The 14215-nt window shown below is 41.8% G+C and carries 10 protein-coding genes; 2 read left to right on the top strand and 8 right to left on the bottom strand.

Features of this window, described 5'->3' with window-relative positions; translation table 11 throughout:
• Positions 1-100 precede the first annotated feature (100 nt).
• The 6 genes from H70737_RS14140 to H70737_RS14115 all read right to left on the bottom strand — a co-directional run bounded on the left by H70737_RS14140 (position 101) and on the right by H70737_RS14115 (position 9899).
• Positions 101-3169 carry a beta-galactosidase, LacZ type gene (locus tag H70737_RS14140; protein WP_042188173.1) on the bottom strand — a complete coding sequence of 1023 codons (3069 nt, stop codon included), beginning with the start codon at positions 3167-3169 and terminating at the stop codon, positions 101-103.
• A 37-nt stretch (positions 3170-3206) separates the two neighbouring features.
• Positions 3207-4028: a carbohydrate ABC transporter permease gene (locus H70737_RS14135; RefSeq protein ID WP_042188171.1), complete on the bottom strand. Its 822-nt coding sequence runs from the start codon at positions 4026-4028 to the stop codon at positions 3207-3209.
• On the bottom strand, positions 4028-4840 hold the full coding sequence (locus H70737_RS14130; protein ID WP_379423446.1) for a carbohydrate ABC transporter permease: 813 nt from the start codon (positions 4838-4840) through the stop codon (positions 4028-4030). Before H70737_RS14130 ends, H70737_RS14135 begins: the two co-directional genes overlap by 1 nt.
• 228 nt (positions 4841-5068) lie before the next feature.
• Positions 5069-6379 carry an ABC transporter substrate-binding protein gene (locus H70737_RS14125; protein ID WP_042188169.1) on the bottom strand — a complete coding sequence of 437 codons (1311 nt, stop codon included), beginning with the start codon at positions 6377-6379 and terminating at the stop codon, positions 5069-5071.
• 185 nt (positions 6380-6564) lie between these two features.
• A complete protein-coding gene (locus tag H70737_RS14120; protein WP_042188167.1) occupies positions 6565-8343 on the bottom strand; it encodes a sensor histidine kinase in 1779 nt (592 codons plus the stop codon).
• Complete coding sequence (locus tag H70737_RS14115; RefSeq protein ID WP_042188165.1) at positions 8340-9899, bottom strand: response regulator transcription factor; 1560 nt, start codon at positions 9897-9899, stop codon at positions 8340-8342. The genes H70737_RS14120 and H70737_RS14115 overlap by 4 nt, the downstream gene beginning before the upstream one ends.
• 389 nt (positions 9900-10288) lie before the next feature.
• Here H70737_RS14115 and H70737_RS14110 point away from each other — a divergent pair, with 389 nt between their 5' ends.
• Positions 10289-10510 carry a DUF3955 domain-containing protein gene (locus tag H70737_RS14110; protein ID WP_042188163.1) on the top strand — a complete coding sequence of 74 codons (222 nt, stop codon included), beginning with the start codon at positions 10289-10291 and terminating at the stop codon, positions 10508-10510.
• A 103-nt stretch (positions 10511-10613) separates the two neighbouring features.
• On the opposite strand, the gene H70737_RS14105 is transcribed toward H70737_RS14110, so the two are convergent.
• Positions 10614-11507 carry a hypothetical protein gene (locus H70737_RS14105; RefSeq protein ID WP_042188161.1) on the bottom strand — a complete coding sequence of 298 codons (894 nt, stop codon included), beginning with the start codon at positions 11505-11507 and terminating at the stop codon, positions 10614-10616.
• A 470-nt stretch (positions 11508-11977) separates the two neighbouring features.
• Between H70737_RS14105 and H70737_RS14100 the strand changes: the two genes are divergently transcribed.
• Positions 11978-12520, top strand: a complete 543-nt coding sequence (locus H70737_RS14100; RefSeq protein WP_052404286.1) for an RICIN domain-containing protein — start codon at positions 11978-11980, stop codon at positions 12518-12520.
• Positions 12521-12602: 82 nt separating this feature from the next.
• Here the strand turns inward: H70737_RS14100 and H70737_RS14095 are convergent, their stop codons facing one another.
• Positions 12603-14099, bottom strand: coding sequence for a glycoside hydrolase family 43 protein (locus H70737_RS14095; RefSeq protein ID WP_042188159.1), 1497 nt, complete (start codon positions 14097-14099; stop codon positions 12603-12605).
• Positions 14100-14215: the final 116 nt, after the last annotated feature.

Below are 14215 nucleotides of genomic sequence, written 5' to 3'. Positions count from 1 at the left end.
AAACGATTACAAATATGTATAAATAAACTATTACATCATTCACAAATAGGATTTGGTTGCCCCAACCTTATCCATTGAGGCAACTGCTATCCGTCTCTAATTATGCTCTGCGAATTGTAAATTCAAAATCCAAATCTATTGATGGATCAATTAAATATTCATCAAGAACTGGTGCTCCCCAGCTGTCATCACCGCCAACGCCCATTTGACGACCGGCAATCGTAACAACGGTATGATGAATGTTCGGCAGCTCATAATGATGCGTCGCATTCTCCAGCTCCATTGCCGAATATGGCGATATGTTGGCTTCAACAGGGGCTGAGAATGGTGAGGATATAATAATCCCTTGACCAAGATCGTTGGTTACGGATACTTCGCGCACACCTGTACGGTTGCCTGATTCCTGCGGTACCAAATAGGACGATACATTGTCCACCGCATGATTCTGAAAGCGACACAATCTCGCGCCAAACGAACGGTCAATATAATTTTCTTCTGGCCCATTCGCATACCAATTCAGCTGGTAATAATCCGCTGGCACCTTGAAGGTTAAAGCAAAGAGGGGAAACTTCGGTAAACCCGGCTCTCCATGGTAGCTTGATTTTACCTTTATGCTCCCATCGGAGAACACCGTGTAAGTTACACTTACTCGTACTTCCTCTGACACACTCAGTTTATACACGTAAGTCACAGTCGCTCGGTCTTCTTCTTCCATAAGCTCGAAGCTTAAGGTTCTTCGGCTCAAACTTGCAGCATACCAAATGGAAGAGTCGAAATGCATTCCCGCCCCCTTGTCGTTGTCTGTCATCGCTCTCCAGAAGAGCGGTGCCGGCGGCGAAGAGATCATTTCCCGTCCCGAATATTTGACAGATATTAGTGTACCAGCCTGCTTCGAGAACATTGCAGAGAAGTCACGACCGTGAACGCCAATATTTACATCCCCTTCAACTACGCGAAAATCATTTACACTAGTGCTTACCTTAGGCTGTGTTGTAACCTCATCTCCTGACTTGTTCTCCACTTGAAATACATACTGTCCAAAAGCGATTTCATAACCAGCGCTTGCCCATAACGAATCTTCTTTGAGCACAAGAGAAACATCTAAACTATACTCACCAGACAGGTTAGTCTCTGGTAAATCAAGTTCTACATATCTTTCTTCTCCGGGTTTAACCTGGGCGAATACAATGCCACGATGGAATTCCTTGCCCTCATAATTCAGACAATAGTTCAATTTATAAGCATCCAAGCCAACAAATAAGTTCTCATTTCTGATGATAACCCCATAGCAATCAGGAGAAAGTTTGACGTTCTGATATAGAAATTTCACTTCCTGCATTTTCGGAGACCATCTGCGATCCGCATACACAATTCCGTTTCCTGAGAAGTTGTAATCGGTTGAACGGTCATCGAAGTCTCCACCATAAGCCATATAAGGTTTGCCATATCGATCATTTTTTACGATGACCTGATCCATGAAATCCCAGATAAATCCACCTTGATACATTGGATACTTCTGCTCTAGCTCTGTGTATTTATGCAATCCTCCAACGGAATTCCCCATCGCATGCATGTATTCGCAGCTAATATATGGCTTTAATGGATTCTTTTTTAGATACATTTCGATATCTGCTGCTTTCGCATACATCCGGCTTTCCATATCACTCGCATCATCATAATCCCGGTTATGGAACACCCCTTCGTAATGAACCAGACGCGTAGAATCCTTCTCACGAAAATAATTCGCTACGTTCCGAATAACTTCTCCGGCAAAAGACTCGTTGCCACAGGACCATATCAGAATCGATGGATGGTTTTTGTCTCTCTCCACCATGGAAATCGCACGATCCATTACGATATCCTGCCATTCAGGCTTACTGCCCGGAATGTTCCAAGACGGTTCTACAACACCCATTTTTTGCCATGATCCATGCGATTCTAAATTCATCTCGTCAATAACATACACACCGTACTCATCACACAGCTCATACCAGAGTGTTTCATTCGGATAGTGCGACGTCCGTACAGCGTTGATATTCGCCTGTTTCAAAGTCTTTATATCCCACAGCATATCTTCTTTCGTAATACTGCGTCCGAAGCGCGAATTAAACTCGTGCCGGTTGACACCTTTGAATACAATACGTTTACCATTTAAGTGCATAATCTTATCGATCATCTCGAATTTTCGAAATCCAACCTTTTGCGGCACAACTTCCACAAGATCCCCGGATGCGTTGAAGACAGATACGTAAAGGGTATACAAATTAGGATCTTCTGCGCTCCACAGATGAACCCTTGATGCCTCAACCGTAAGCGAAACGGAATCTCCTGAAATTCCAGTCTCGCTACGAACTACAAGATTACCTGCCTTATCCTTAAGTTCAAGGACCACTTTCGAAGCAGGCTTACCCATCAACTGCAATACAGCCGTTAGCGTTCCCTGCTCAAACTTCTCATCCAGATCGGTCTGAACGTGGAGATCCCGCACGTGAACATCAGGCACAGTATATAGATACACATCGCGAAAGATTCCGGAGAAGCGCCAGAAATCCTGATCCTCCAACCAACTTCCGGTACTGCGCTGATAGACCTCAACCGCCAGCTTATTCTCACCTGCCGTCAAGTACGGTGTCAGATCAAATTCACTCGGCGTAAAGCTATCCTCGCTATAGCCAATAAACTCCCCATTTAGCCAGATATAAAAAGCGGATTCAACTCCCTGAAAAGAGATATACAGTGGACGTTGCTCCCAGCCCACAGGCACTTCAAAATATTTAACATAGCTGCCTACAGGATTGTGATCCTCAGATATCATCGGAGGTCTAAGATGCTCATGACCATCCCATGGATACATCGTATTTACGTACTGAGGCTGCCCGAAACCCTGAAGCTGGATATGTCCAGGAACCTCAATATCATCCCACCCTCTACAGGACACGTTCTCCTTATAAAAATATGCCTGTCGTTCCATAGCGTTGTGGGCGTAGCTAAATTTCCAGCTTCCGTTCAGGCTATGGCGCCAACGCATATCTCCAAGCCCTTCAGCTTCAAATTTCGTCTCGTAATACCGATGATCGGAGTGCGCATGTATTCTGCCTACTGCATAAATGGAAGGGTCTGACAACCATTCCAAACTTGGAGCGACGCCCCGTTCAACCTGCTGCTTCATCTAATTTTCCTCCTTCTGCTTTAAAATGATCGTTAGCTTATTTAACTGAACCCGTCATCCCAGCCACAAATTGCTTTTGCATCATGAAGAATACAAGGGCAGTCGGCAGAGTCGTAATGACAATCGCGGACATAATCAGACCATAGTCAGGCGCATAACCCGATCCAAGATTCGATATTAGCAATGGCACGGTCATATTTTCTGGTGATTGCAATACGATCAAAGGCCATAAATAGTTGTTCCAGCTGTTAAGGAAGGTGATAATCGCCGCGGCAGCATAAGTTGATTTCATCGTTGGCATGTATATGCGGAAGAATAAACCAAATTCCGAAAGACCATCAATGCGACCAGCTTCCATCATTTCTTTAGGAAACATTTTTGTATTTTGACGGAAGAAGAAAATTAAGAATGCTGTTGTAAATGTCGGCATAATAACTGCTGCTGCTGTATCGATACCAAGGAACGGCACAACACTCGATACTTTGGCGAACATTTGAAATAGAGGTACCATGATTGCCGCGAACGGAATCATCATAGAGGCCAGTAAGATATTAAATACGATATCTTTACCACGGCTGCGGTACATTTCAAAACCATATCCAGCCGCCGATGCTACCAATAGTGAAAGTAAAGTAGTAACAACAGAGATTTTTGCAGAATTCCAAAGAGCCTGCCACATATCCACTGAACTAAAGAGATTGTCTATATTTTTAAAGAGATGCGTACCCGGAAGTAATGTCCCTTTAGTTACATCAACCGACTGATTTGTGGCACTAATAACCATCCAGATAAATGGAAAGATAGAGATCAGCGCAGCGATGACTAGAAACAGGTAAGTAAACATGCGTTTAGTTTTCATTATCTCTTGTCTCCTCCTACTTTGTTCTGAATTAGCGTCAGAATGAGTACCATTACAACAATCGAGTAGGAGACGGTTGCAGCGTATCCAAAGTCAGGTGTGTATTCAAAGGAAAGGTTGTAAATATATTGGGAAATCGACATGGTTGCATTGCCGGGTCCACCTTTCGTGATGTTAACCACCTCATCAAACAACTGAAGTGTTCCAATGGTCGATGTTATCGTCGTAAACAAGATAATCGGTTTCAATAGAGGAATTGTGATTTTGAAAAATTGAGTAAATGCACTAGCGCCATCTATGTGAGCAGCTTCATAAATAGATTTGTCTACATTTTGCAGGGATGATAAATAGAAAATCATATTATAGCCAGTAAAGCGCCAGGTGATAGCAATGATGATGGTAACTTTGGCCCAGAAGGGGTCAGTAATCCATTGAATCGGTTCGCTGATTAGATGAAAATTCACCAGAAATTTGTTAATGATCCCTTCGGCTCCAAACATGTACTTGAAAACAACGGAATACGCTACAAGTGAGGTTACCGTCGGCAGAAATATAGCCGTTCTGAAAAAGCCCTTAAATTTCAGTCTATCGTCATTTAGCAGGACGGCGATAAAGAGCGCCAGTACCAGCATGACTGGAACCTGAATAATCAAATAAATAAATGTATTTTTGACGGCAGTAAGAAAAGTAGTATCGCTAAACAATCGAATATAGTTATCTAGTCCGGTAAAATGAAGATTGCTTCCTCTACCCGACTTAAAAGATAGAATTAAAGCTTGAATCATTGGATAAAAATAGAAAACGCTGATCATAATGACCGGCACAAGGACGAATAACCAACCCGTCAGACGGATCTGCCGCGACCCTTTAGAGCTCTTATGTTTTTGCGGGCTTAGCCCTGTCTTTATAGTTTCCACTCCACTCCGCACCCTTCTGTCTTATATATTAGAGATGAAAGCCCCTGCTACCTATCCTTCTGTATAAATCCAATTTACAGGAGAAGAAGGAGCAAGGGCATCGGTTGTACAGCCTAAGTGCGATTAGCGAATTTGAGTATCCGCTTGCTTCTGCGCATCTTTCAGAACAGTGTCTACATCTTTGCCACCTAGATAAGATTGTACTGCTACAACCATAATGTCCTCGATTGCGTAAGTGTTCATGCCATAGTTGACGTTAGGAATTTGCTCGGTCCATGCTGCAAAGTCTGATACGACCTTTTGGCCTTTGAAAAATTCATCCGCAGCTGAGTAAGCTTCACCGCTCGCCGCAGCTTTCAAGGTGCCGATAACACCAACTTTTGTATTCAACGTCTGATACAGTTCAGCATCAGAAGCAAAAGTCTTAGATAGGAACTCAGCTGCTGCTTCTTTACCATCAACATTCATTACGTACCAGGAACTACCTCCAAGGTTGGAAGCGTGAACAGAGCCTTCTGTTGCTCCTAACTTAGGTAGTGGAGCTACTGCCCATTTACCAGATTGAGAAGCTTCTGCTTTAATCGAAGGTGTAATCCAGTTACCTGTAGGTACACTAGCCACTTCACCACCATTGAATGCACCTACAAACTGACTCCAGTCTGAAATTACTTTTACGATCCCGGAATCCATCATTTCTTTGTACATCACAAGTGCCTCTTTCAAAGCAGGGTTGCTTTCTATGGTCGGAGTCTGACCATCATCTCCGGTATACCATGCGCCCGCCGATTGGATCATCACTCGGATAAGACCAAGATCGTTCGGATCAAGTGTTAGCATGCTTTTGCCGGTTTTCTCTTTTACAGCTTTACCGATCTCGATATATTGCTTCCAGTCGATATCCTGTAATGCATCCAGGCTGTAGCCTGCTTGCTCGAGATAGTCTGTCCGTACATACATTCCAGTTACGCCAGAGTCAAACGGAACACCGTATTGTTTACCGTCAACACTGGTAGGGCCTATCTTATAATCCGCAAAGTCAGCAGCCTTTACAACATCCGTCAATTCATAAAAAGAATCTGGATAAGCTTGTAAGAAGCTTTGTGCACGATAATCTTCGATCAACACAATGTTAGGCAAACCCTTCGTGGAACCAGAGTTTAGCCCCGTATTCAGCTTTTGAACGATATCAGCTTGCGCGTTCTCAACGACGTTAACCGTTACGTCCGGATTAACTTTCGCATAAGCATCTTTGGCAACATTCATAGCGGCAATGTTAAACGCCGGGTCCCAAGCCCACACTGTAATCTCTTTTGGCTTGCTGCTACCTTCGGCACCGGAGTTACCAGAGTTGCTCGTTTCATTTTTCGTTCCACCTGTGGAACATGCCGACAGTAGAACCACACTAGCTAGCATTACGGATAATAATTTTTTCACTACGTAAACCCCCTTGATAGTCTGAAAAATAATAAAGATGGAAGCGTTTTCTCTGCTACGCCTCCATCTTATCATTTTGTATTCGTTTTCTTTGGCAGTATCTTTGTTAGCTTTGGTGATATTATTGGGTCCTATTTTGATTCTAATATCGACTCTGGTACTATTTTTAGATTCATGTAAAATTTTTAGTTTTTTAACAATGGAAGCGTAACAACGATTTGTGTACCTTCATTCCGTTTGCTTGTAATATTAATCCCGTATCTCTCACCGTATAACAATTTGATTCTATCATCCACATTCCGTATACCGATCCCGGAGAACAGTTGGCGTTTGTGCTTCGAAGCTGGTAGCTGCTCCTCTTCCAGCAAATTCGGGTCAAGATCCATTCCATCACCGTTATCTACAACTTCACATACTAGTTGCTCTTCCTGTACGGAAATCATGATGAGAATTCTTCCCTCATCTTTTAGGTTGAATGCATGAAAGAATGCATTTTCGATAAAAGGTTGAAGAATTAGCTTCGGCATATGATAATCCAAGCTCTCTGGCTCCACAAAGTAATTCACACGAATCTTCTCGCCATATCTCACGTGATTGATATACACATAATGCTTCAACGACTCCAATTCTTGACTAACAGGAATAGTAGAATGAACATCGCTTACTGTATTTTGCAGGAGTGAGATTAGTGAATTTATCGTTCCAGCTGCTTTTTCCTTATTGCCCTGCTGCACCAGAAATTTGATAGAAGCCAGCGTATTATATAAAAAATGTGGGTTAATCTGCATTTGGAGTGCCGCCAGCTCCGCATTACGTTGTTGCTTTTGAGTCTCCATTAGCTTATCAACATAATCATGAAGTGAATCAAGCATAAAATTGAAAGCGTTACCTAGCTCCTTAACTTCATAACTACTATTAGTGACATCTACATGATTATCGAAATCACCTGTAGGAATACTCGACATCTGTTTAACGAGTACACGTAAGGACTTCGTCATTTTTCGGGTAATCAAAAAAACAATAATGAGCGATATTGCCACGATAGCCATGATTGTCAGTGTCACCGCTTTGGCATTCACCATCTGTCCGGTCACGGCGTTCTTATCTATCAGGTTCATCATGTAAAAATCAAATTCAGGTAAGTATTCCGAGAAAACAATTCGTTCATTCCCCATCACATAGGTAGAATCGCCATCTTTACCTCCATCCTCTACTTCTTGCAGCAGCTTTTTATCGCGGAGCCCAATCATTTCTGTCTTGCTGCTGGATACAATTAATCCCTTCTTATTCAGCAACACGACGTCATTACCCTCACTCGTAAAGTTAGCATAAAAGGGCTTGAAATCTCGATCACGAATGGCTACGTACATGGTGCCATAAATTCTTCCGGTCGAATGATCAAATAAAGCTTTGGAAGCTACCAGCATAGGCTCTTTCACGTTCTCTTTATTTTCCCTTAGATCGAGCTGGTACAGGATTTGATCAGGATGGGATATGGTTTCCTTCGTTATTGGGTGAGCCATTAGTTCATCTGCAGAAATGTCCCAATACCAAGGATCTGTTGAATAACTCCTGCCATTTACACCCACGATCATGATACCAACATCAACGGCGCTGAGGTTAGAGCGGATTGCCCGCATGCCCTCTGTCATGTGATAAGTTTTGATCGCAAGATTCACTGCATCCGTCTCTCCGCTAGATAAATAGTTCCGGATAGCTTCATTTTGAGCCATCATAGTAGCACCGGTAGCAATAATATTGTTATACGATTCCAGGTTTGTCTTCATCTGATTCAGCAGTTTGCCGTTTGTAATACTAAAGGTCTGTAAAAATAATTTCTCCGACATACTAATTGTAATAGCCAGCGTCAAGAGTGATACAGTTACGATGCTAATCAGGGTCACGAGAAACAGCTTGAGGAATAAGCCCTGCTTTCTAATATTGTTAATGAAATTTCCAATCATGGCTGCTCTACGTCCCGTCTCCGGTACCGGCTTGGAGAAATGCCAGTCTGCTTTTTAAATACCTTGGTGAAATAACTCTGATCTGAATATCCCACGCTTGCGCTAATATCAGAAATTGATTTTTCTGTTGTCTCGAGCAATTCCATAGCTTTTTCCAAACGGACTTTATTCAGGTACTCACTAAAGCCTTCTCCATTATGGGCAGTAAAATAACTCGATAAATAAGAAGCATTGAAGTGGAACTGTCTAGCTACCCCTGTCAGTGTGATCGGATCTGCATAATGATTCTGAATATATTCGAGTAGCTTTGTCATATTGGGGTTAATCGATGAATTCGTCTCACCAATCGTGCGCTCAACTTCTCGAATGAATGCTTCGGTAACAGCAATAGCATCACTTGCATACATCGCTTCATCTATTTTTCGGAAGTAGTCGTATTTGGTCTCCTCCAGACCTCCGATCTCACACTTCATTTTTCCAAGCGTGGTCGCTACGTTAAATATAAAGTTGCCCAATAGCGATTTAAATTCGAAAATATCAATGCGATAATCCATTGAACGCAGATGGACATATTCAAGAAACTCTGTAAATGCCTTCTGGAATTGCTTACGTCTCAACTGGTCCATTAATTCTCCCATATCAATTTCCTGATATGCTCCCGGAAGACCCGGCAAATGATCATTCTCAATCAGACTTCGTTCTGGCAAGTAGAAACTGTATCGTGTAAGCTTCAAGTAATTGTCTCGATAAATCTCACCAAGTCTCTCAAAGTGCGCGAAGCTCTGACTGATAATAAAATGTGTTTCTCTCACACGATGTTCTATTTCTGAGATCAGATAACGGAGTTCAATCACAAGCTCGTCCCAATGTTCTGGATTAACGTTAAGCAAATAAATGACCGAGTCGTTAACAAACTTTAACCGAATAAACACAACATCGTCCAATGCTAACTTTTGAATTCCTCTTTCGATTTCATTTGCGAACGTTAACTTATCACCAGAATCTTTAATATGCTTCATATCTGCTCCGAAAAATGCGAATTGTACGTGTGGAAACTTGGAATGAAGCAAAGCAGGTTCTAGCACTGACTCATATCCCGTGATGAGCTTCTCGATCGCGAACAAAAGCTGCTTTTCCTCTGGATCGGCCCCTGAGTCGCTTATCTTCATCCCTGCCATCTTAGCTGTAGTTTTATTTAGGATGGACAACAGATAATCGGCTTCCAGTTTCGGCTTAAGGATGTAATCCGCTACCCCACTCTGAAATGTGGAACGGACATAATCGTATTCACTGAAGCTGCTTAAGACGATTACTTCAATGTGTGGGTACTTCTCCTTAACGATCTTGACTAGCTTCTCCCCGCCCATTATTGGCATTACGATATCCGTAATAATAATATGAGGATTCAGCTCATCCATCATACTCAGTGCTTCAACACCGTTAGAGGCCTCTCCGACGATTCGATACCCTTCTTGTTCCCAATCCAAAAGATGTTTAATTCCCTGTCTAACCAGCATCTCGTCATCCACAATCATAATCTTAAATATTGGTTTCATATCTGCCCCCTTGCAGCTGTTCAACCTGTTATTATGTTCATTCACTGATTGAACAAATTTAAAAAGTCATACAAATGATCAGAACGTCGTTCCTCCATACTATCGAAGCATTCGATGTAACCGTTTTCTATTTATCTGTTACAGTTCAATCCTTCCGACTTGGAGCGACCTTCTATACAAATAAAGCCTTGAGACTTACTTAAATTTGTTTAAACCAAATAATAGTCCTCACCAGCAATTATGGTCAAGTCCCCATTTTCAAATCCAATTCCTAGCACAAGTTAATTCATTTGATTTACAATAATGATATATCGAATTACAATAAATTAATGTTGATTCGCGAGTGTTTTTTGTGTATTATATGGTTATCAAGCAAAGGAGAATGTCATATGAAAAAGAAATATCTATTAGCCGCTTCACCATTATTATTAAGCATCATCAGTTTAATGATCTCACGTATGGTGGGTTCAAGCGTGGGATCGGATGGAATCTTGCATGAGCCGGCTTTCTTCTTAATTCCGCTTAGTTACCTATTTTTTTTCTGCAGTATTGTAGCATTTCTATTCGTAGGTCTCGGGTCAGTCCTCAATAATAGAAAAAAGATTTCGTAATAGCGTTGTGTGGGGACATTAACTTTCATAGCAAAAAGAAAGAAGCCGCAATCTATCGCGGCTTCTTCTGTGTTGGATGTTCATTTTAAATTTGACATGAACTCTATAAACTCAATTTCTGCTGGAGTAAGACTACCAGCTCTTCAGCTGTATCCCAAACGATTGGACGGATATTCTTCACTTGTACGAAAAGATCATTAGCATCGCTGCTGTTCACAGTCCAAATCACTGGAATGTTCAACCCGAGCGCATATCCTGCAGTAAAATACACTTCAGGGGATTGGCCGGTTAAATCAGCGATAATCAGTTTACTCTCCTCTATAAGCTCTAAGGAATACGGTTCACGGTTATGCATTGAAGTATGCCTTAGTAACCGTGGTATATAACCAAACTGCTCGATTTTAGGAAGCAGCTTATCCACCCACTCCGTGTGCAAATCCTCTGCATCTGACAATAGAACGATACAGGGTTTTAATTTTTTGCCTCCTGCGATTGCGGCAGCTTCATTCCATCCCTTATCCGTCAGCTTAAAGGTCATGCCTTCCCTGATCATAAACTGCTCGTTAATCAGCTTATCTATGATATATACCAGTTCTTGCAGATTAGGCGAATACGTTAGGTTATAGCTACTGGAGAGTGGCTGAATAACAACGGATTCCCCAGGGGCTTCAGAATGTCTGTATAAGTATTGCAGTAAACGGTTTCCTTTATCTTCAATCGTCACTGGAATTTTCGAGGAGTTTACAATGGATTCTAAATCGTCGGCCGATAGACTGACCTTTTCTCCGCGATCTGTCAGCTCCCGTATATAAGCCGATATCACATGAAACATATCGCGTTTCTTTGGATGCGCGAGAGAGTTTATAGGCTCATAGCTGTCTCTCAATAAGTTATAGAACCCGTCAGGAGAACAATTACAGCCTAAAAATCTATCGTAATCACCTTCCGATGTAATGGATACCATCTCATCACAGAACAAGCAGTATTTCTTAATCATTACAACTCATCACCTCTTATTCATTGATATCCCCTTACCTTACCAAGAATATCTTAAAAAGTAGACAAGAAGATATTTCCTTTAGCACTGAACATAGAAGTGAAATATCAGGAATGTCCACAAAAAGACACTGACTTGTATCCGTGTCTTTTTATGGTCCGATGAGTATTTTTGGTTTTTGAAGTGCTCATTTAAAGCTGTTGATAGTATTATTTTTATATAAATAGAGAAAAAAATCATATTGACTCATTATTTGATATTAAAGTATATTCTTAGCAAATGAACCATTATTTATTTATATTTCATCTATTTACTTTTGAGGATAGAGTCCTTTTTCAGATTCTATCAAATGACATGCAATACATTTACTGATTTAGGAGGTGGTTAAGTTGAATACATAAAGCTTGTTTTTAAATTGGACAGGCCGCAGGTTAAGAAATTAAATTAAATTGAAGAAGGAGTGTATTTTCATGAAACGATCTCTCATTCGGTACGGTTTGAAAACTCTTTTGGCACTTGTGTTAGTTGTATCTGCATCATCACTCGCACTAACTTCAACGACGTACGCTGGAGTGCCAATTCCTCTCAAAATTATTAATGAACACAGCAATAACGTGCTGTCAGTCAGCGGAGCGGATTCACAAGCAGACGGTGCGCTTATCGTACAATACATCGATCAAGGAGCAGAGTATCAAAAATGGTATCTCGAAATTGCAGAAAACGGATATTATAATTTCAGAAACATTGCTAGCGGAGATTTATTGGATGTCAACGGAGCATCTTCATCCGATGGGGCCAGTGTTATTCAATGGCCGAGCAATAACGGGTGGAACCAACAGTGGGAACTTATTCCAACTGGTGAAAAAAACATGTATAAAATTAAAAACCGAGCCAGTGGCAAGTTATTGGATATTTCGGGACAAGATAAAACCAGCGGTGCGCAGGCCATTCAATGGAGTGATAACGGCGGTCACAATCAGCACTGGTATATAGAATATATACGGAAAAATTAAGCTATTGCCAAATACAAGAAATGGCGGTGCAGGGAAACATCCCGAGCATCGCCATTTCTTAATTTAACATATTTTAGGATTGTTATTCCTTTTGATAGCGGAACCAATCATAATATGCGATTGTTCGGTTGATAGAGTAGTTATACATCCCAAAGAACACTCCGGTAAATCCACCTGCCACTTCAGTAGAGATCAAGTGTGTCTCCGCTTCACCTAGTGGATGCCATAACTGATCTGCACCTCGATAAGAGAACAAATATTTCTCAGGTAATGCTTGAATCTTCAATTCTACGACTGTGTCTTCCAATGGAGAAGAATATTTTACATCACTTATGCTACCCACTTGTCTTCGCAGCGTAATCACATTTTCACCTTCTACCTGGGTTAGTCCGATTTCGTAGTGATACATCTGATCCATAAACACAACGAGACCCGCTTCATCACCATCTAGTGGGTTGAATTCCATTTTAGTGGAGATTTCACAATCCAAGTGACGCTGTCTACAGCCAATAAATGCAGGCGTTCCCTGTTCGCTTAATCTCACATCCGCTCCATGTAATGCCAGCCACCCTGGTCGCTCCTGCAAAGACCAATCGACTTTTTTAGCATTGCGAATAAAATTCCAGCTCATTCCTAAATCAGATCGATTAAAATCATCGGTCTCAGGCTCGTCTTCCCATAGCACTGGTGGTGGAGTGTCAGCTTCCATTTCTAATCCAACAACACCGTGATCTCCAATCATCGGCCATCCATCTTCACTCCAATGGACCGGAGCAAGAAATGTCTCTCTGCCAAGATGATGTCGATATGGATATCCTACTGGTCGAATCCCTAGAAATACCGCCCACCAGCTGCCATCCTGTGCTTCTACCAGATCGCCATGTCCCGTAGCTTGTATAGGGTAATCCGAGCTCCGGTGAGTCAAAATGGGGTTCCGGGGTGAGGATTCATAGGGTCCATAGGGTGATTTACTTCTTGCTATGGTTTCCATGTGTCCATATTCTGTCCCGCCTTCAGCACACATTAAATAATAGTAGCCATTTATTTTATAAAGATGTGGTCCTTCAGGAAATTTACCGCCACTGCCTGTCCATATCAAACGAGAATCGCACAGCTTATGGCCCGTTTCAATATCAATCTCACATTGGTAGATTCCCATACCATCCTTGGTGCCAGTGCTTGTAAAATATACTTTTCCATCGTCAAAAAATAAGGATGGATCAATCCCTTCCTGATCCACATAAATAGGATCCGACCACTCACCTGCTGGATCCACCGTCCAAACATAGAAATGTCCACCGCTATCCTGATTTGTCGTCACCATGTAGAATCGACCATTATGATGACGAATGGTTGGTGCCCACACCCCTCCAGACACGACCGATTTATCAAATTGAAGCTGGGAATCACGTGTTAAGCAATACCCGAGCTGCTTCCAATGGACTAAATCTTTACTATGCCAAATGGGTATTCCCGGAGAGTAAGCAAATGAACTGTTTACCAAAAAGTAATCCTCGCCTACTCTGCAAATGCTTGGATCTGGATAAAAACCTGGTAATATCGGATTGTTATATTTCATGAAGCATTCTCCTTTTGTTGAACATTTGCATCTATGTCAAGGATTATACTCCACCAGCTAAACGATAAACCTTGATTATCCAGTCGTAAAATAGCATGATATAGACATCCATTCAT

Origin of the sequence: Paenibacillus sp. FSL H7-0737 (assembly GCF_000758545.1) — a bacterium.
Classification (GTDB): domain Bacteria; phylum Bacillota; class Bacilli; order Paenibacillales; family Paenibacillaceae; genus Paenibacillus_AQ.
The sequence above is the reverse complement of the archived record's forward strand: the minus strand, read 5'-3'. Positions and strand labels throughout refer to the sequence as shown.